This is a genomic window from Methylosinus sp. KRF6 (assembly GCF_018887255.1).
In the GTDB taxonomy this organism is placed as follows: domain Bacteria; phylum Pseudomonadota; class Alphaproteobacteria; order Rhizobiales; family Beijerinckiaceae; genus Methylosinus; species Methylosinus sporium.
This window is the reverse complement of the sequence record NZ_JAHLJF010000001.1, coordinates 3,730,246-3,749,223: the sequence shown is the minus strand read 5'-3', so window position 1 is coordinate 3,749,223 and position 18,978 is coordinate 3,730,246. Positions and strand designations below refer to the sequence as shown.

Below are 18,978 nucleotides of genomic sequence, written 5' to 3'. Positions count from 1 at the left end.
ACGTCCATCGGAGATCGAAGTTACACTGTCGGCGCCGATCGAAGGAAAACTTTTTCACGAGAGCGCCCGTACGCGCGCGCTCAAATCTTGAGACGAAGCGACATGCCCGCCTGCCAGTTCTTCATGATCTGCGGACCATTGAGATCCTGATGGACCGGAAGGCCGGCTTCCGCGGCGAGCGTCAGATTGTCGAAGCCGATGAATTTTCCGCTGACGGTCCAGCCGCCGAAGAGCTCGACGCGCGTTCCGCCGTAGAAGAGCGGATTGGTCGGCGCGGCGATTCCGCGAATCTCCGGATCGAAGCCGGCGATGCGTCCCTGCACGGAGGCGAGCGCGCGAAATGTCGTCGTCAGGCCCGGAATCCAGGTGTAGCCCGCCCAGCCGTTGAACTCATGCAGATTTCCCCACATGTAGCCCTGCGGATTGGCGGCCAGCGGGTGGCGTCCGCGGTAGGAGAGGCCCCAGGACCATTTGTCGAGATGGCCAGCGTAGACGACGCCCGGCATGATGTCGAAGGTTCCCGTGCCCGGCTGCATTCCGTAAAACGCGCGGACCAGGGCGCGCGAGCCGTCCGGCAGCAGCAGGCCGTTGAAGGTCGCATGATTGCTGCCGGTCGGGAAAGAGAAGCCCAGATTGATCTGGATGCGGTGGATGTCGTCCTGATAGACGCGATAAATGCCCGAGAGGGAGAAGTCGACCAGGCTGACCGTCCCCACATAGCTTCTACCGCGCTGCTGAACGCCGGCGGCGCCGCTGAACGTCAGCGGCTCCAGGTTTTTCTCGCCCATGCCCCCGGTGAAGACCAGCGAGAAGTCCTTGGTCACGCCATAGGCGAGGCCGACCACTTGCGTCTTGGCTGCGATATTCTGCGGAACGATGCGCACTGTCCGCGTCGGATTGAGGAAGAACGGGACATTGTTGACGATATATTCGTTCGAGACGTTGCGCGTGCCGATCCTCATGCCCGACAAATTCGCGAAATTCGGCGTGATCGAGAGCACGAGCTTCTCGGGCGGCGGCATATCGGCGCCGAAAACCCCCATGGGCGCCGGCGGCGGCGGGGCAGTGGCGGGCGCAGGCGGCGTCGCATTGTCGAGCCTGCCTTTGCCCAATGACGGTTCCGCCGCGAATCCCGCATTTGCGGACAATGTGAGCGCCATCAACGAGACAAGAGAAATTTTCTTCATTATCCACCCCCGTTCCGACGGATCGATGCAATGTCGATCCGCGCCCCGAACGACTGTCGAGATTACGGGAGTCAATGCTGCAGCTTAAGTCTGAAATTCTGTTTCCCGCGTGTTTCCGTAGTTATTGCCCGTATGTGTGGCTTTTCCGCAACGCCTCGGCGCAACGCCGAATTGAGTTCGCGATCGTGCCTGCGCGATTTCGAACGCGACTCCGGGAGCCGGCGCTATCCCACTGTGCGCCTGTCGCGGCGAATGCGAGCCGCTTCCCATCTCGCTCGAAAACACGAGCGGTCCGCTTCATCGAACTCGAGGGTTTTGAAAGAGCGAGTCCGAAGGCTCGCCTCTCGATCAGAGGTCGACGATCAATTTTCCCTCGGGTCGCGCGCGGCAGGCGAGGATCAAGCCGACAGCGACATCGTCCTCCGTGAGCCCGTCCGAACAGTCATGGACGGCTCTTCCTTCGAGCGCCGTCGTTTTACAGACGCCGCATTGGCCGGCGCGGCATGAGTAGGCGGCTTCGATTCCATTGGCGAGCGCAATGTCGAGCACGTAATCGCCGCTCGTGCACGCGATCTCCTTGCCGCTCGCCGAAAAGACGATTTTGGCGCTGGGCGCATCGATCGGCTTCGGCGACGCCGCGGCGGGGCTCGGCGCGCCGCCGAAACTCTCCTGCGCAAAACGCGCCATGTCGTAGCCCGCCTCCGCCAGGCCGGCGCGCACGCTTTCGGTGAAGCCATCGGGACCACAAAGATAGACGGACCGCGACATCATATCGGGCGCGAGCTGCGACAGCAGCTCGACGGAGAAGCGGCCGAGAGCGCCGCTCCACTCATCGGGCGTCGCGCGCGAGCAGGCGAAGCCGCATCTGAAATTGGGGAAGCGAGATTCGAGCAGCCGAAGCTCGCTTTCATAGACGAAATCCTCCGGACGGCGCGCGAAATGCACGAAACGAATATCTGCGTCCGCGGTCGTGTCCAAGAGCCAGCGCGCCATCGCCATGACCGGCGTGACGCCGCTGCCGCCGGAAATGAAGAGATAGGGACCCGCGGCGCCGTCGACACAGGTGAATTTCCCATAGGGGCCATCGGCCGACAGCGTCATGCCCGGATGCAGATGATCGTGAAGCCAATTGGAGACGAGGCCATTCTCGACCCGCTTGACGGTGACGGAGAGAATATGCGGCCGCGACGGCGACGATGAGATCGTATAGCTGCGCCGCACGATCCGGCCGTCGATCGGCAGCTCCAGCGTGAGAAACTGGCCTGGCTCGTAGCAGAAGAACTTCCGCGGCTCGCAGACGAAGTCGAAGGTTTTGACGTCATGCGTCTCGTCGATCGCGCGGATGCATCTCAACGGCAGCTTGCCGCCGCGCCAAAACGCCTCTTCGCCCGCGAGCGCCAAATGGAGCGCGCCGTCGCTGTCGGTCGGCGCGGGGCGGGTCTTGGACATTCGATGCAGCGCGGCGGCGCGCCCGCGCGCGGAAGGGCGACGAATCAGCTCGTCCAGCGCATCGAACGATGCATGGGCTTTCGCATCGCTCTTGAACCACCCGGCGTGACGATCGGCGGCTTCGAGAATTCGACGCGAGAAGGACAGCAGATCCTGTTCGACGAGCGCCTGCTGATCGCTCGCGAGCGCGCCGAGAACGCTGTCCAGCGCCGTCGCGACGGCGCCGGAATCGACGGAGAGATCGCCGTCGACATAACGACGCCACAGCGCGCCTTTTTCTTTCTCGGTGAGCGCCAGAGACTGTCGTAATAGCGGCGAGCGGCACCAGTCCGGCGCGCGGAGCAGAGCGTCGAATCGCTCCATCTCCTGCGCCGACATCGCGCCGTCGCCATCGGCGATCCTCAGGAAAAGCAGCATGGGCAGCTCGACGAGCGCCCGGGAATTGTCTTTCGTTCCTGTCATGATCGAAATCCGGCGAGGGCGGTCATGATGTCTGCAATTCCTGTTTCGCTTTGGCCGATGCGGCGGCCATATTGTCGAGCAGATAGCCGGTGACGGTTTTCAATATGCTCTGGACCGCGCTCGCGTCCCGTCCGAGCAAATCGTCGACTGCGCTGCGCGGTATGGCGACGACGCAGGCCTCCTCGCTCGCCACTTCGACGAAAGCCGATCTCGGCCGGCCGCTGATGACGCCGAGTTCGCCGAACACGGTTCCGGCGCCGCCGCGACCGATGATCTCGCGGCCGTTCTCGCCGGCGACCCAGGCGATCGTTTCGCCGCGAACCAGCACGAACATGCCGTCGGAACTCTCTCCGTAGCGACAGATTTGCGCTCCCTCGGGGTGGATCTCGATCGACGAGCGGCGCGCGATTTCCGCGAGCACGGACAGATCGACGCGCGAGAAGACGGATGAGACGAGGAGTTCCGCCATGATCGTGACCATGGGCGAGCGCTCGCCATGCTTGGCGCTGGCGACGATCTCCTCGGCGAGCGGCGGCAGCGCCTCGCCATGGCCGAAGATTTCGCGGGCGAGCGCGGCTCCCTCGGCGGATTCCGTCGCGAGCGCCGAGACAGCGAGCGCGCGCACGAGCGCGTCGCGATCGTCGAGAAAGCTGCGAAACACGACATCGGCAGGCCGCGACATTTCGATGATCTCGAAATAAGACGCGGAGGAGGCCTGGGTTCTGGCGCTGTGAACAGCGTCGCGCAGCGCCGCCGGCGCGGCGTCGATCGTCTCGAGGAGCGCGGAGTTGCCTTCGGTTCCCAATATCAGCGCGATCGGGCGTACGAGCTCGGCGGCGCGGGCGGCGTCTTCCAGAGTCGCGGCGAGATGAACGATCTCGCGGACGAGCTGAGCCTGCCATTTGACGATGGTCTTTGCGATCAGCGAGGCTTCGGGCCGATTTTCGTGCGAGAGCGTGAAGCGAGCGGATTCGGTCCACTTCAGCGAATGGACGAGCGCCTCTATGCGTTCGGTCGAACGCTTTTGATCATTGGTCGCTTCGCCGACGATCTCGCCATGCTCTTCGTCCGAAATGTTGAACCAGTTGCGCATCTGGCGGATCGAGGCGAGCGTCTCCGTCCGCGCCAGCCACGCTTTCGGCGCGACGCCGGCCGCAAGGCCCTTCTGGACGAGATCGATCACGAATTCGCGATAATTTCTCCGTCGCGCATGTTCTTCGACAGTGCGCGCGAGATCGGAGTTGAAGAGCGAGGGATCCTCGACGCCGAGCGCATGGGCGATGGCGTCGTGATCGGAATCCGAGAGGCCCAACTGCACGCGCAGGTCGCGCAGCAGCTTCAGGCTCTCCGACGAGCGAGTCTGTCCCGTCGCGAGCGTGTCGGCGAGAATGGCGCGATAGGCGTTGCGCTTCTGGTCGACGGAGAAATTCGGCAGCGTTTTGGCGAGCACATAGATTTCGTCGGCGGAAAGCTGATCGAGCGAGCGTCCGTCTAGAAACTCTTCCGATCGAAAGCCCATGCGTTTCAGCTCCAACCGCAGGGCGTGACCGAGACTCTCGTGCCGATAGAGATCGGCGTTGCGCGCCAGTGAACTGATCAGCCAGGCCACCGAGGTCGCGGCGATGGCAAGATCGATGAGCTTTACGGCGATGGACGGCATCAGCAAAATATTCGGCCGGCCGGCGAAAGCGTAGAACAGGGTGAAGCTCGCGAAGCCGGAAATCGTCAGCATATGGTGCCGACGCTGCGTCTTGGAGAGCGCGAGGCCGCGCGCCGAGCTGCAGCGCTCGTAGAGACGCTCCAAGCCGAGGAACAGCGCGAATGAGAGGACCATGCAGAGGACGATATAGACAGGCGCGGCGACGAGCTTGGGAACCGGAATGCTGTGGCCGTCGAAATAGAGGCCGGGTTTCAAAAGCGCGCCGAACGGATCGCTCTCATGCGTCCAAAAACCGCTCATATAATAGTCCCAAGTGCCGGAATAGATGAAATAATATGTGTAGAATCCAAATACGAGGCCGAAAAACAGATAATAGACGTTCCGCTTCTGGTCGAGGTCGACAGTCTTCCAATAGTTATTCTCGAGATCGATATCCGGGCAATTCGTCGTGCAGCCGACGCAAATGCTGCGGTCGGCCGAAGCGGTCGAGGCGCGGCAGGAAGATTGTTTGACCGCCACCCGCTCGATATGCGGCTTCGAGTCGAAGAGGCCGCCGGGGCCCGTGTAGATTTGCTGCACGACCGCCGTGGGGCAGAAGTAATTGCACCAGCTCTTGCCGCCATAGACGAAGCCGACGAAAATGGCGAAAGAGATGATGAAAATAAAGGCCGCCGCGAGGGCGACATGGCTCGAATTATAAAAGAGGATGCGTCCAGAAACGCCGACTGTCAAAAATCCGAGCTGGAAATAAAGATGATTGCGGCGCAGCCAGGATTGTGAGGGCAATAGCGCCAAGACGCGTTCGACGCGTCCCGTCTTGCGGTTCAGATTGGGCAGCTTGCGCTCGAAGCCGAAAGTGCGGGCGAATTGGCTGGCGTGCGAGAGCGGGCAGACGCGACGCCAGAACTCATGTCCGAGCAGCATGATCGAAAAGGGGACGAGCGGCACCGCTATCGTCCAGAAAATGCGGTTGGTCATCGAATAGGGCGTCGAATAGCGAGGGACGCCCTGAATGACGACGGGGTCGTCGCCGATCCGAAACGGACTGCCCGAATCGGGCAGAGTGAGCCAGGCGGTCAGCGGATCGTAGAACAGGGCGACGATGAGCGCGCCCCAAGCGAGCAATAGGACAACTCTGACGCTCCGCATGGAGCGTTCGGATGTTTGCGAAAGCACTTGTCCCCCCGCGCGGCCGGGTCATGCTCGTCAGCCGGCCAAATCATAGACTACCCAAAAATGCGGCGTTTGCTCCATGAGCAAACGCCGCATCTGGATCAGCGCCGAGCGCTCGACTTGCGGCACGAGCCGGGCAGGAACTCACGGCCGCGCTGGTCGACCGCGCATAGCCGCAGGCCATCTGGGTCAGGATCGCTCGCATTCGGAATCCACTGCGCGAGGCATTTATCGCTCTTCAGGCAGGGATCGGTCAGCGCCTTCAGGAAATTCACGATGTCGGCGACCTGACCATCGGTCAATTCGACGTCGCGAATGACGCCGGGCAGTCGGGCCTCGCGCTGCGAGCGAAGCATGTCGAGCGCGTTTTGCGTGTGATCCTTGGCGAATTTCGAGTTGATTGGCCCGCCGGACGCGGGGATCGTCTTGTAATCGAAGCCGGCGAGCGAGCGCTCGACATTGAGATGATGCCGGACGACGTCCTCGAGCGTATTGAACACGCCGCTATGGCCGAAGGGCGCCGTCACCTCGACGCCGAGAAGCGTCGGCGTGCGATAGGCGTATTTGTCGTCGCGATGGCCGGTGACATGCGCGCGGCCCCAATCGTCGATGCCGTCCTCGATCGTATCGAGGTCGGTCTTTCCGCGGCCGATCTGCGGCACGGCGAGCACCCAATATTTCTCGTCGCTGAAGAAATCGCCGGAATGGCAGGAGGCGCAATCGGCGCCGCCTTGCTCGGCCGTCGCGAAGAACAGCCGCGCGCCGCGCTTGGCCGATTCGCTGATCGCATGGCTGTCGCCGCGCACATAGGCGCGCCAGGGCGTATGGGTGAAAGTCATGGTCCGCTCGTAGTCGGCCAGGGCGATCGAAATATTATTGGCTGTCACCAGCTGCTCGGGCGGCGATTGATAGTCTTTGAAGCCGGCGCGGAACAGCGGCAGCCATTCGTTTTTGGCGAATTGATCGTTCGGATCGCCATAGCCGCCGAAGCGCGCGGCGAGCTTCTGGCGAACCTCGAGGTCGGTGGCGCCCGGAGTCTGTGGACTTCCGGCCGCGCCATAGGCCTTGCCGCGCATGGCGGCGTTGACCGCGGTCGGGAACATTCCATGCCCCGAGCTGATCGGCATTCCGGCTTTGAATTTTTCCTCGTAGGAGATGTATTCTTGCCGCGGCAGCATGAAATTATTGAACATCCCGCGCACGGGCGGCGAATCGACCGGCGCGACGATGCGGCCGTCGACGCCGCTCATGCCCGGCGTGCCGGTGGTGCTGAACACAGTGCCGTCCCAGGTGATCGACTGATCCCAGAAGGCGAGGCCGATCAGCGTCGGCGAATTGCGCGGCATCGCCGAATCGCCGGTTCCGAAAGGCGGGAACATGCCGGGCTTGTCGACGCGCTTGCGGCCGGGACCGAGCATGTCCGGATTATTGGCGCCGACGCCGACCGGCAGCGGCATTGCGTCGCCGAATCCGAGCATCGGATGATGGCAGGTCACGCAGGCCACATCTTTCCCCGGGCTCATGCCTTTCGACCAGAACAAGAGCTTGCCGAGCCGCGGCAGCGGATCGGACAGCGGAGGGATCGGCAGCTTGCGGCTGTCGACGGCGTCGCCGGTGAGATGGTTTTGGGCTATGAAGGCGCGCAGCTCGCGATCGAGCGACGATCCGCCGTGCGCGTCTTCACTCGCCGTGGCGCCGACCATGGCGCTCGCCGATAGGATGGCTCCCGCGAGAACGGTCCGGATTTCCATCGAATTCTCCCGCTCGTCCGAGCTTGATTTGACGTTGAACTAGCGCGCCGCGAGCGCCTCTGCGGAATTGGAGGGCACAGGCGCGGCCGGCGTGTAGATCGGGATGATGAACTGAATGCCGAGCCTTGTGTCGCGCGCCGTATTCTTCGCGTAGAATGTGTGCGACAGCTTGATTTGCGCGCTGATCTGATTGCCGATCAGATAGCCGTAGAGGGCGCCGATCGCGACCGAGCTCTGGCGGTTCATATAGCCGATCGCAGGCTTGTCGAGGTCGACTTCGCTGAAGGCGATCAAGCCCCATTCGGCGCGGCCGTCGCGCTTGATCGCCGTCAAATCGAAATTCAGCGTCTGCGGCGAGCTCGCGAAAGCGTTGGTGTGCCCCGTCGCATAGAAGCTGTTGAGGGTGATGTTCCAATTGTCTCGCAGATAGGTAATTGCGAGATTTTGCTGGAAAGCCGTGAAATCTGTGCCGAGCGCGCGCGTCAGCGGGGAGCCCGTCGATATCCATGCGCCTTCGCCGATCGCCACATTGACGCCATGGCCGAGAAACCACGAGAACCACGTGCCGACATAGGAATTGTAAGTGCCGATTCGATGCAGGCCCTGCATGTTGACGTTGGCGACGACGAGCGGCACGGTCTTCAATTGCACGCGCGCGCCGGCGACTTCGAGCGGCGTGGAGAAGTTGAGAAAGGCGGGCACGCCGACCGTCGAGTTGAACTTTTCGTCCGCGCCGGAATTGAAGGCCATGACGCCATAGAGACCCGGCTCCGGCGCCCAGCCTTCCGGCAGGCCGGCCATGAGTCCTGGCTGCTGGATCGAGCCGGCGGAAGCCGGCGCACACCCATTCGCCATCGCGAGCAAAGTCGCGGCGGCGACATGAGCGCGCGCAAACACAGCAGCGCCGTAACGCTTCAAATTGAACATCGCCCGCCCCCGCGAAGCTTGACCGTATCAATATTTGATTAATCGTTCGGCTCGAGCTCGATGTCAACCCGGTCGGGAAATCGCGTCGTCGATTGTATTCGACATATCGACGCGCTTCGTGCGCGCAATTGTCGGTTGCATGTCGCGCGCGACGAATGGCGGGCGCGATCGCGATCGCCGGCCGCGAGTCGGATCGTCATTCGACGATCGCGCCGGCGGTGGCGGCGCGATACGGTCACGGTCGAGCCTCTTGACGAGGTCCCAAAAAAGACGCATTTGAGTAAAGCTTTAGATATAAATTGGACGATCAGTGACATTTTGCGCGTCGGGGCGGGCTCGTGAGACAGTATAAAATCAGCGTAGTAGCGTTGATCGTCGGCCTTGTGGCCGCTTCGGCGCAGGCGGAGACAGTGCAGGCGGCGCGTTCCGAATTGGACCGGCTCGCGGCTCATGTCCGCACGCATCCGACGGATTACGAGCAGACCTACGCCTATATTCGGCTGGCGACGGAGCTGCATGACGAAGCCGCGATCGGCGCGCTCGAGCGATTGCTCATGTATAATCCTTCGCTCGGCCGCGCGCGTAAGGAGCTCGGTTTTCTCTATGCGCGCATCGGCGCTTATCAGAGCGCCGCGTTCAATCTGCGCGCGGCGTTGAAATCCGCCGATCTCGACGCGACGCAGAAAGCGCAGATCGAGGCGCAGATTCCCGATATCGAAAGACAGACGCGGGCCAGCCGCTTCTCGGGAAATCTGCAGATCGGCGTGCGGACGCAATCCAACGCCGCCTATTTGCCGTCGGGCGGTCTCTATGACGTCGGCGGCGTGCAGACCTTCGGCGGCGTGACGGGACGCCAATCGGACGTCAACGCATTCGAGCAGGCGCAAATCGCGCATGACTATGATTTCCAGAATCAACGCGGCGATGTGCTGGAGACGCGCGGACTGGCCTATGCGACGCAGCAATTCGCGCTGTCGCAATATAACGTCGCCTTGTTTTCGCTGTCCGTCGGGCCGCGATTCGGCCTGAGCGAAATCGCGCCCGGCCTCTCTGTTCGGCCTCATGTCTCGGGCTCGGCTTCGCTCGTCGGCAATCTGAATTATCTCAACACCGGCGGCGCCGGCGTCGGCTTCCGGCAGATGATCGGCGATCGGCTGTCGCTTGAGCCGGGCTTCGAATGGTCGCGGCTCTGGGTCAATTCGGGCTCTGGTCCGGGAAGCAGCGCGCAGACAGTGGCGACGATCGCGAGCGGCGATGTGTTCACCGGCTCGCTCGGCGTCAGCCTGCGCATTTTCGACCATGTTCGGCTCGAAGGGCGCGGCGCTTATTCGCGCGCTGCGGCCTATGTCGCGGCGCAGGCTTCCGATCAGTTCGATCTGCAGGCGATGTTGCGTTTCGAGGTCGATCCGCCGCTCTCGGAGATGCCGCGGCGATGGACCTTCGCGCCCTATGCGCGTTTCCGGCAGATCGCCTTCGACATCGCCAATCCGGCGCTCGATCCCTCGCGCATGAGGCGCGACGACGCCTGGACCTATGGCCTCGCTCTGGATGCGCCGATCACCGCGCAATTGGGCGTTTCCGGCCATCTCGAATTTCTACGCAACGATTCGAATATTTCGAGCTTCAAAATGCACAATGTGTCACTGACGTTCGGGCCGACGGCGAAATTTTGACGATGGGGAAGGCTATGCGAAATCTGCCGAGCGTCGCGTTCCTCGCGCTCATTGGATTAGGTGCCGCGAATGTTCGCGCGGAAGTGGTCGGCAATGTCGGCGCCGTCAATCCGGCGGCGCAGGGAACTCCGCCCGGCGGCGCGGCCAAAGGGCTGACGCTCGGCGCGGGAGTCGTCGATCGCGAGCGCATCGACACCAAGACGGAGGGGCGAGCGCAAATCGTCTTTCTCGACAAATCGACGCTCGGAATCGGCGCGAACAGCTCGGTGACCATCGATCGTTTCGTCTATGATTCGGCGGCGGGGGGCGGAAAGCAGAGTCTCTCCATCACCAAAGGCGCGCTGCGCTTCATCGGCGGCGAGGTCAGTCACGGCGTCGGCATGGAGATCAAGACGCCTTCTGCGACGATCGGCGTGCGCGGCGGCATGGTGCTCGTGCGCGTCGGCGGCGCCGATTGCGGCGCCATGGCGCAGGCGGGCGGCTGCGACGAGATCGTCTTGCTGAACGGCGTCGCAACCATCGTCACGGCGACGGGTCGGAGATTGCGCCTGACACGTCCGGGCTATGGCGTGGTCATCGGCTCGGGTGGCGGAGATGTCTCCGATCCCGCGCCGGCGGGCGAGGGCGCCATAGAAGGATTCGACCAGCAATTCGCCAGCCTGCCGGGGCAGACGGGAGGCGCGAGCCTCGGCTCTCTGCCGAGCGACGCGCAGGCCTTCGCGCGCCTCGGCAATATACGCGAGCCAGATCGCACGCCCTGGGCCGGACTGGGGGCGATCGGCGCGCATTGGGGCGGCGCTGGAATTGCGCAGAGCCGTGCGCAGACGAATAATCAGGCGATCGCGACGCAAACGCAGCAAACGATCGCCGCGGTCGTCGCGGCGCAGAACGCGGCCGCTCATCATCCGACAACGGGCGATGGAACGCCGTCGTCTGGAATCCCGATCGATCCGTCCAATCCCGCGAGCGGCGTGGCGGGCGCGCTATTCGCGAATGGATTCTGCGTGTGGGGCTGCGTGGCGCCGACATTCGTCTCGACGAGCGTTTCCGGCGCCAATGCGACCATAACGATGCAGGCGACCTTCCCCGGACACGGCTATTTTCTGATCGCGCTGACGGTGAACGCCGAGAGCATCAATTATACGGCCGGACAGGCGTCCGCGACCATCAACGGCGTGATCGGCGCGACGGTCTCCTATTATCCGCAGAGCGGCGCGGCGGCTCAGACCAATATGTATAATTTTGCGATCAACGAGAATGTGAACTGGTCCGGCTCGGTGTCGGGGAATGGCGTCCCGACGACATTCACGGTCAGCGGCAGCGATACGCTGCATTTCGTGAATGCATCCAGCATCATTCTCGAGACGGCGGCCACATCGGTGAATTCCTTCTTCAGCCTGCCGGACGGTTTCACGGAGACCTTCGACTTCTCCTATCCGTGAGCGACGGCGCTCCGCCGCGCTCATGGCGCCGGAAAATAGATTTGCTGCGGCGACCTCATGCTCGTCCGTTGAGCGGTCGGCCGGCGTCGCTACCGCTATAGTCTGACGGCGGCGTCCGAGCGACGCCCCCGATCCGCGCCCGCGGGATAGGCTGCGCTCTCGGCGGCATGGCGCCCATTATGTTTTGAGGATTGGCGCGCCGGACAGGATGAAGCTGGGCACTGGGAGCTGGAGGTCGCGCTATGACCCGCGGCGGGCTTCTCTGTCGAGCATATATGTTTGAAATTACGTATCAAAGTTACTCAGCAAGGGGGGTGGCTCGGGTCGGCTCGCCTCGACTCTTTTTGTTTCGAAGTGACTCGGCGCTCCGGAAAGTCCCGGTCCTTTTTCGTTCTCATGCGGCGTCTTCGGATCCTTGTAACGGCAACGTATCCAAATTGGCGGGAGGGCGCCGCACATGACGACGCCCGAAACCAGCGTCCGCTATGCTGAACGGTTCCGCTTGCTCAGCTGCATGGCTGCCAGAGAGGTGATGCAGGACGCCGATGCGCCTATCGCCCTCGAAGCCATTGTTCGTTGGCTCTCCGACCGACGCGCGAGTCTGCGGAGCGCCTCATGGCGACAGTATCGTTGTGCGATCGACCATCATTGCAAGACCGCTCTCGATCTCGATGAAGAGACGCGAAAAGACCTATTGAAGTCGCTCTACGGCAAATCGGATCCGGAGACTATTGCCGCCCGCAAGGCCTTGTCGCCGGCGACGTCGTCGCATGTCCTCAAGCGACTTCTCGATTCGGAGTGGGACAAATTGCTCGATAGCCTGAAGCGCGGGCTTGCAGGAAACTCGGTTTATGACACGCCGCTGCTCGCCTATTTGGAAGCCGGTCGAGCAACCGGCTTGCGGCCCTGCGAATGGGCCCGCGTTCGTCTCGTGACGTTTCCGGGGGCCGCCGTATCGGTTTTGGTTGTCAAGAATGCCAAGGAAGACGAGGTCCGCGCCCATGGCGACTTTCGGCGGCTGGTCTTCGCGCATGAAACCTGCGGCGCATCCCTAATGGCCATTCGTCGATGGCTCGCGATTGTCGACAGCAGCCTTGCAGGAACTGTGGGCGGTGACCGTGCCCCATATGGGAAAAATTTTACAATGCGCTCGGCGATCGGCTCTATTGTGTCAGCCGCCGAATCTGGAATAGAAAAAAGCACCCCGCGCTCTATACGACGCGGCACATGTTCGCGGCGGCCGCAAAGGCGGTATTCGCTCCCGACGAGGTCGCCGCGCTCATGGGGCATAAGCTCGATACGACAGCAACCCAACATTACGCTCGGCCGCCGCGCGGTCAACGTCGAATGCCGCACGTTGAGCTTCCGACGGCGCATCCACGCGACCTTGGTAGAGTTGTGCATTCCCTTAAATTCGATCCAGAAGCGCTTAAGAGCCTTTTGAAACGCGCCTCTTTTGAAAGCTAGGCGCGAAGTAGCGGGAGCGTGGGGACTCCGCCTTTTTGGCTGTTCCACGATTTCTGACAATAATCGTCTGCGTTTGTCTCGAGCGACTTGCTTGCGCCGTAACTGAGAGACAGAAGTTCGGGAGAGCCACGATCGAAACCCGAAAGGTGAGTGTCATGCGGCCGCCTTTGGCCTCTAGCTTCTCGTCTTTCGCATTCAGTCTTTCGGAACCCAAAACATTGGATCGCCGTCGTCGCGATAATGATCCGACAGCCAGTGGCCCCATTCATCTGCCTTCTTTCGTAGAGCCAGCGGCGCATCGCTCCAAATCTTGACGCGGTGGAAATTTCTGATCGCGAGCGCGAGCGAGCCTTGCGACGTGGATAAGCAATGGCTCTTCTCGAACCAAGCCGTCGCCGTCGCATCGTTCGCCGAGCGCGTCTCCAATTGCCCCATCAGCGACGAGAGCTCTGGCAACCACCATCCATTCTGGTTGGCTTCACAGAAAAAGATCGCATCCATCAAAATGGCGCGACAGGCATCGAGGTCTCCTTCCGCGAGACGGGCCTCGGCGTGAACGCCTTCGAGCCACGGCAAAAGAAGATGGAAATGATTGCGCCGCAATGTTCCCAGCAACCGCGGCAAGTCCGATCGCACACGGCCTGAGACCTTGGTTTCCAGAGCGGCTTCGGCCGCGAGCCCCGCGACGCATCTGATCTGCATCGACTGACCTTGCGCTGAAACGGCAAGCTCTTCGATCACAGCGCGCGCAGCGTCATAATCCCCCATGGCGCAATAGAGAGGAACGAGCGCCTCGTTCAGCGCCCAGGCGCGATAGAGCCCATGCTCTGGCGCACACAAGCCGGGGCGGATGTGTTCGTAGAGGTCGATCGCGCTTCGAAAACGTCCTTGCAGCCAGAGTGTCTTCATCAAAAAAATCTGCGACATGAGGCCGGGATCGCTGCCGATGCGCATGAAGCGGCCGAGGCTGACGCGCGCTTGGCGATCCACCACGTCTCTGAGCTCTCGTTCGGCCGCCGCGGTGCGGCCCATCGCCTGATGCGCCATGGCGGCGTAATTATCCGCCACGAGATCGTCGTCCTCGCCTAGGTCGGCGTCGCCCTGCGGCCGCAAAGCCTCCGCGCAGCCAAGCGCGCGCAGCGGCTCGCCGCGATACATCCAGAGCCAATAGAGGCCTGACGCAGCCAAGGCCGCGATCCGTGCGCTCGCCGGCGTCGCCGCTCGGCTCGAGCCGGCTTCGAGTGCGGCCTTCGCGTCGTCGGTCGGCCCCTTTGTCGCCAGAGTCGCAGCCCCCAAAAACGCGCTCAGCGCTTGCCAAACCTCGGACGGAGCATCGACCTTCTCGCGATCGGTGAGAGCGTCGCGCGCCATGCTCTCGCATTCGGACAACAAGGAGAGCTGCATCAGCAGCGGCGCCGCATATTGCGCCAATTCGACGGCCAGCGCCGGATCGCCGCCTGCGCCGAAAGCCCAAGCCTTTGCGAGGCGCAGATTGGCCAGATTGGGACAGGCGGGACCGAACCATCGGTCGACCGTCTGCTTATGCCCTTCGACGCTCGTCTGATCGCGGATGAGCGCCGCCAGATAGCGCGTCAGACGCGAAAGAACGCGATCCTCCTCGCCGCGCAAGCGGAGCTTCGCCAGACAATGCGCTCGCGTCGTGTCCAACAACCGATAGAGCGCGCGCCCGCTTGCGCATTCTCGTATCACGAGCGATTTCTCGACCAATCGCGCCAGCGCCTCGATCAATCCATTTTGGGAAACGCCCTCTCCGGAGATCACACGCAGGCAGGCGTCGAGGTCTGCGCCGCCGACGAAAATCGACAATTGGTCGAGCACGGTCTTATCGCGTGCGTCCAACCGATCATAGCTCCAGTCGATCATGTTACGGAGCGTCTGATGCCTATCCGGCGTGTCGCGCGGCAGAAGACTGACGAGATCGAAATCCTTTTGTAGGAGCCGATCGAGATCTTGCGGGCTGAAGCTGGAAAGATGCGCGACCGCGAGCTCGATGGCGAGAGGAATGCCGTCGAGACGCCGAACGATATTTCGGATCGCATCCACATCAGTCTCGGCGAGCGTATATTCGCCCGCCATGTCTCGCGCGCGTCGAATGAACAGCTCGAGAGCTCCATAGGCGCCGGCGCTCGCAAAATCGAGATGCTCGTTCGCGCCGGGCAAACCGAGCGGCGCGAGCCGAATGACCCGCTCGTCGCGAATACGCAAAGTCTCGCGCGAGGTCGCGAGGATCGGCGTCGCGACACCCATGCTTCGGATGTCGCGAATGAAGCGCCCGACGCTGTCGATGACATGCTCGCAGCAATCGAGAACGAGCAGCGGCGTGTTCCTCGGCAGGGCGGACAGCGCCGCCTGAGCGAGGTTTTGCGCGCCCGCGCCGACGCCGAGCTCCCGCGCGAGCGCGGGCCAAATATCTTCGTCTTCCGATCCGCTCGACAGGTCGAGCCAGATCGGATCAGGACGCCCCTCCGCAAGGAGCGCGCGCGCGGCGCATTTTGCAACGGTGGTCTTGCCGATGCCGCCCGGCCCAGTGATGGTGAGGGAGACATTCGGCCCGAGAGAATCGATGGTTTCGCGTATCGTGTCGTCCCGACCGACGATCGCGCCCGTTTCGAAGCGCTTTCCGCGTTCCGCGCTCTGCGTTGGTCTCTCGATCGCACTTTCGACAAACCGAGGCTCTGAGCGAAAGCTCACCGTTCCGCTGAAATAATAGCCGGTTCGAGCGACGGTCCCGATCAGCCGAGCCCCATCCGCTTTCAGCGCGCTTCTCAATTCATTGATCTGAAATCTCAACGCTCCGTCCGAAATTTGCGATGCTCCCCAGACCTCCGCGACGATGTCCGCTCGCTTGACCGTCTCACCCGGTGTCCGGATCAAGAGAAGCAGGATGTCGAGCGCCCGATCCCCGATCGGCACGGTCTGATCGCCGCGGGATAGGCGACGGGAGCGCGTTTCCAGCCGGTAATCCCCGAAGTTGTAGATGCCCTCCATAACATCCCCCGAGACGGGCTCTTCAGCGCAATGTCGCGCGTCTCCTCGCCCGGCTAACATAAACTAACAAAATCAGATTTGTAACATGAATTAAATACACATAATTGTCTCCGCCCGGGACCGGGGAATGGTCTCCCGGCCGTCGAGCCCGCGGGCCTATCGAGGCGAATACGGCGCAGAATCCTTTCCGCAACACGCTGAAGGAAAACGAAAATGGATGCAGCGGCAAAAGGCGCGAGCCCGAAAGCGGGCGCCATAAAGGACTCTCTCGGCTGCTCGCTGACCGAGCTGAGCAAGGATCAGGCTTTGGACGCCGGCCATATGGTTTTTCGCCGCAAGGCCGCCAGCGGGCGGCATCGTGCGCAAGTCGCCACGCAGGCGCAGGATCGCGGCGTTCTGATCGGGATTTCCCTGGCCGACGGACACCGGCGCAGCCTCCGAGAAGGCCGAGCCGCGCATGATTGCCTATTCGATCGTGGCGACATCTATCTCCGAGACTTCGAAGAGAACTACAAAGCGGAGATGGACGGAAGCTTCGATTTCTTTCTCATCGAGTTGATGCCGGAGTTTTGGCGGGATGCAGAAAAAGTCGCAGGCGTTTCACCAGATGTCGGACTGGCCCGCCAGCTCGCGAAGCGAGACATGACCTTATATCACCTCGCAAACGCTGTTCTCCCACTCCTCGAGGATCCGGAGCTCCTCGATCCGATCCTGCTCGAGCAGATGGCGACGACGATCGGCGCGCATCTGTTGAAGCGTCATGGCGATCGGCGAAGCGAAGCGACGGGCTTCGATCGCGGGCTGGGTTCCGTGATGGTCCGGAAGGCGAAGGAGATGCTCGTCTCCACCGACGAGGAGGATGGGACGTCGATCGCCACGATCGCTGAGGCGCTGAACATGTCGCGCAGCCATTTTTTCAGGGCTTTTCGCGAGTCGACGGGCATCAGCCCCTATCAATGGCTGCTGAAACAGCGGATCGATAATGCGCAGCGCTTGTTGCGCACGACGAACCTCCCCTTGTCGGAAATCGCGCTTCACTGCGGCTTTTCCGACCAAAGCCATTTCACGCGAATTTTCAGCCGGGATGTCGGAGTGACGCCGAAGGTTTGGCGGCAGCGCGTGCGATAGTAGGACGTCACGGGACGATTGTGAAATAGCGCATACGAACATGCAAGACGCTTCGCAGCAGCCGGCGTATTCGATCGTCGCGAAAAATCGTGAGGGTCGATGATGACTTGGTCCAGATCGACGACCGCGGCCGGCGCGCCTGTCGCTGGCGTCGGCAAGACCACGCCGCTGATCGCATGTCTCGGGCGATGGCTCGAGATCGCGTAGTGAGCGTTCGGCGTAGGGGGTGAGCATCATGTCGTGGCGAGGCGGTGGAAACGCGTTGGCGTTGATCGTGATCGTCTCGGCTTGCGGCGCGCATGCGGATGAAGCCGCGAGCGTCGCGCCGAGCCGACCGCGGCTCATGTCCAATCGTTGGCAGGAGAATTGGTCCGCGCTCGTCGATCCCGGCCTCCGCACAGAGCCCGGAGACGAGCTCAAATTCATCCTGCTGTCGCCGAGTGATCCGAACTTCTATCTCTCTTTCGGCGCGACTCTGCGTGAGCGATTCGAGCTCGCCAATGCGCCGTCCTTCGGCGTCGGCAAGACCAATCGGAACGACAGCTATCTGCTTCAGCGCATTCAGCTGCACGCCGATTTGCATTTGAATGAGGATTGGCGGATCTTTGCGCAAATCGAGGACGCGCGCGCCTTCGACAAGAAAAATCTCGGAAAGGCCGATCAGAATCCCCCCGATCTTCGTTTGGCCTTTTTGGAATATGGCCATGCGTTCCCCGATGGCGCGCTGAAGGCGCGCATCGGTCGTCAGGAGTTCGCTTTCGATCTCCAGCGCTTCGTCTCGAATCGCGACGGTCCGAACGTCAGGCAAGCGTTCGACGCGGCGTGGCTCGATTTCGAGGTTGAGCCGTGGCGCGTTCTCGGCTTCGTGAGCCGCCCGGTTCAATATTATCGGGAGCAGGCTTTCGACGATAGATCGACGAGAGATGTTCAATTCCATACGCTACGCCTGGAACGGCATGTCTTCGGCCAGAACGAGCTCTCCGCATATTATTCCTTTTACGGCAATAGAAACGCCTCCTATCTGGACGCTTCGGGAAGCGAGCGTCGACATATTTTCGATATTCGCTTCGCTGGAGAAAAAGACGGATTCGATTGGGATGTCGAGGGAATGGCGCAGTCGGGAAGCGTCGGCGCCAAGAGCATTCGCGCATGGGCTGTCGGGGCGCGCGCAGGCTATCGCTTCTCGATGCTGCCGCTGAGGCCGCGCATCGGAATTCAAGCGGATGCAGCCTCTGGGGACCGGCGCAGGGGAGATGGACGGATCGAGACCTTCGATCCGCTGTTTCCCAATGGCTATTACTTCACGCTGGCGGGATTCACCGGCTATGCGAATCTCATTCACCTCAAACCGTCCCTCACTCTCGCGGCGAGCGACAAGGTGACTGTGCTCGCGGGCGTCGGCCTGCAATGGCGTGAAACCACAGCGGATGCGATCTATGTGTTTCCGAATATCGCCGTCGCTGGCACTGCCGGATCGCCGGGCCGCTGGACCGGCGCCTATGAGCAATTGCGCGTGGATTGGGCTGTCACGGCAAATCTTTCCGCAGCGCTCGAATGCGTGCATTTTGCGGCAGGCGACACAATTCGTCGCGCTGGTGGACATGACGGCAATTATCTCGGCGCGGAAGTCAAATTTCTGTGGTGAACGAC

Annotated in this window: 11 protein-coding genes; 5 read left to right on the top strand and 6 right to left on the bottom strand. The window is 62.0% G+C overall.

Annotation, left to right across the window (positions count from 1 at the left end; genetic code table 11):
- Window positions 1–80: 80 nt before the first annotated feature.
- From KP010_RS17790 to KP010_RS17770, 5 genes are all read right to left on the bottom strand, one after another.
- A complete protein-coding gene (locus KP010_RS17790; RefSeq protein WP_185966372.1) occupies window positions 81–1,187 on the bottom strand; it encodes an alpha-amylase in 1,107 nt (368 codons plus the stop codon).
- Between the two features lie 348 nt (window positions 1,188–1,535).
- Window positions 1,536–3,098, bottom strand: coding sequence for a hybrid-cluster NAD(P)-dependent oxidoreductase (locus tag KP010_RS17785; RefSeq protein WP_142861406.1), 1,563 nt, complete (start codon window positions 3,096–3,098; stop codon window positions 1,536–1,538).
- A gap of 22 nt (window positions 3,099–3,120) precedes the next feature.
- On the bottom strand, window positions 3,121–5,907 hold the full coding sequence (locus tag KP010_RS17780) for a cyclic nucleotide-binding domain-containing protein (RefSeq protein ID WP_142861405.1): 2,787 nt from the start codon (window positions 5,905–5,907) through the stop codon (window positions 3,121–3,123).
- A 125-nt stretch (window positions 5,908–6,032) separates the two neighbouring features.
- Window positions 6,033–7,682, bottom strand: coding sequence for a cytochrome-c peroxidase (locus KP010_RS17775; protein ID WP_142861404.1), 1,650 nt, complete (start codon window positions 7,680–7,682; stop codon window positions 6,033–6,035).
- Window positions 7,683–7,721: 39 nt separating this feature from the next.
- On the bottom strand, window positions 7,722–8,609 hold the full coding sequence (locus KP010_RS17770; protein WP_142861403.1) for a transporter: 888 nt from the start codon (window positions 8,607–8,609) through the stop codon (window positions 7,722–7,724).
- Between the two features lie 338 nt (window positions 8,610–8,947).
- Between KP010_RS17770 and KP010_RS17765 the strand changes: the two genes are divergently transcribed.
- From KP010_RS17765 to KP010_RS17755, 3 genes are all read left to right on the top strand, one after another.
- Complete coding sequence (locus tag KP010_RS17765; RefSeq protein ID WP_246659662.1) at window positions 8,948–10,282, top strand: tetratricopeptide repeat protein; 1,335 nt, start codon at window positions 8,948–8,950, stop codon at window positions 10,280–10,282.
- Between the two features lie 14 nt (window positions 10,283–10,296).
- On the top strand, window positions 10,297–11,724 hold the full coding sequence (locus tag KP010_RS17760; RefSeq protein WP_185966371.1) for a FecR domain-containing protein: 1,428 nt from the start codon (window positions 10,297–10,299) through the stop codon (window positions 11,722–11,724).
- 457 nt (window positions 11,725–12,181) lie between these two features.
- Window positions 12,182–13,168, top strand: a complete 987-nt coding sequence (locus KP010_RS17755; protein WP_142861401.1) for a hypothetical protein — start codon at window positions 12,182–12,184, stop codon at window positions 13,166–13,168.
- 218 nt (window positions 13,169–13,386) lie between these two features.
- Here the strand turns inward: KP010_RS17755 and KP010_RS17750 are convergent, their stop codons facing one another.
- Entirely contained in the window at window positions 13,387–16,200 is a 2,814-nt protein-coding gene (locus KP010_RS17750) for a winged helix-turn-helix domain-containing protein (protein WP_246659661.1), read from the bottom strand.
- A gap of 213 nt (window positions 16,201–16,413) precedes the next feature.
- Between KP010_RS17750 and KP010_RS17745 the strand changes: the two genes are divergently transcribed.
- Together KP010_RS17745 and KP010_RS17740 are read left to right on the top strand one after the other, a co-directional pair.
- The gene (locus tag KP010_RS17745; protein ID WP_142861399.1) at window positions 16,414–17,328 is read left to right on the top strand and encodes a helix-turn-helix transcriptional regulator; all 915 of its coding nucleotides are present in this window, start codon (window positions 16,414–16,416) and stop codon (window positions 17,326–17,328) included.
- A gap of 235 nt (window positions 17,329–17,563) precedes the next feature.
- A complete protein-coding gene (locus tag KP010_RS17740; RefSeq protein WP_142861398.1) occupies window positions 17,564–18,973 on the top strand; it encodes an alginate export family protein in 1,410 nt (469 codons plus the stop codon).
- The last annotated feature ends 5 nt before the right edge of the window (window positions 18,974–18,978 follow it).

Bases quoted from the DNA above. Each gene is read 5' to 3' on its own strand.
- KP010_RS17790 (WP_185966372.1), bottom strand. From the start codon at position 1,187: ATGAAGAAAATTTCTCTTGTCTCGTTGATGGCGCTCACATTGTCCGCA.
- KP010_RS17785 (WP_142861406.1), bottom strand. From the start codon at position 3,098: ATGACAGGAACGAAAGACAATTCCCGGGCGCTCGTCGAGCTGCCCATG.
- KP010_RS17780 (WP_142861405.1), bottom strand. From the start codon at position 5,907: ATGCGGAGCGTCAGAGTTGTCCTATTGCTCGCTTGGGGCGCGCTCATC.
- KP010_RS17775 (WP_142861404.1), bottom strand. From the start codon at position 7,682: ATGGAAATCCGGACCGTTCTCGCGGGAGCCATCCTATCGGCGAGCGCC.
- KP010_RS17770 (WP_142861403.1), bottom strand. From the start codon at position 8,609: ATGTTCAATTTGAAGCGTTACGGCGCTGCTGTGTTTGCGCGCGCTCAT.
- KP010_RS17760 (WP_185966371.1), top strand. From the start codon at position 10,297: ATGCGAAATCTGCCGAGCGTCGCGTTCCTCGCGCTCATTGGATTAGGT.
- KP010_RS17755 (WP_142861401.1), top strand. From the start codon at position 12,182: ATGACGACGCCCGAAACCAGCGTCCGCTATGCTGAACGGTTCCGCTTG.
- KP010_RS17750 (WP_246659661.1), bottom strand. From the start codon at position 16,200: ATGGAGGGCATCTACAACTTCGGGGATTACCGGCTGGAAACGCGCTCC.
- KP010_RS17745 (WP_142861399.1), top strand. From the start codon at position 16,414: ATGGATGCAGCGGCAAAAGGCGCGAGCCCGAAAGCGGGCGCCATAAAG.
- KP010_RS17740 (WP_142861398.1), top strand. From the start codon at position 17,564: ATGTCGTGGCGAGGCGGTGGAAACGCGTTGGCGTTGATCGTGATCGTC.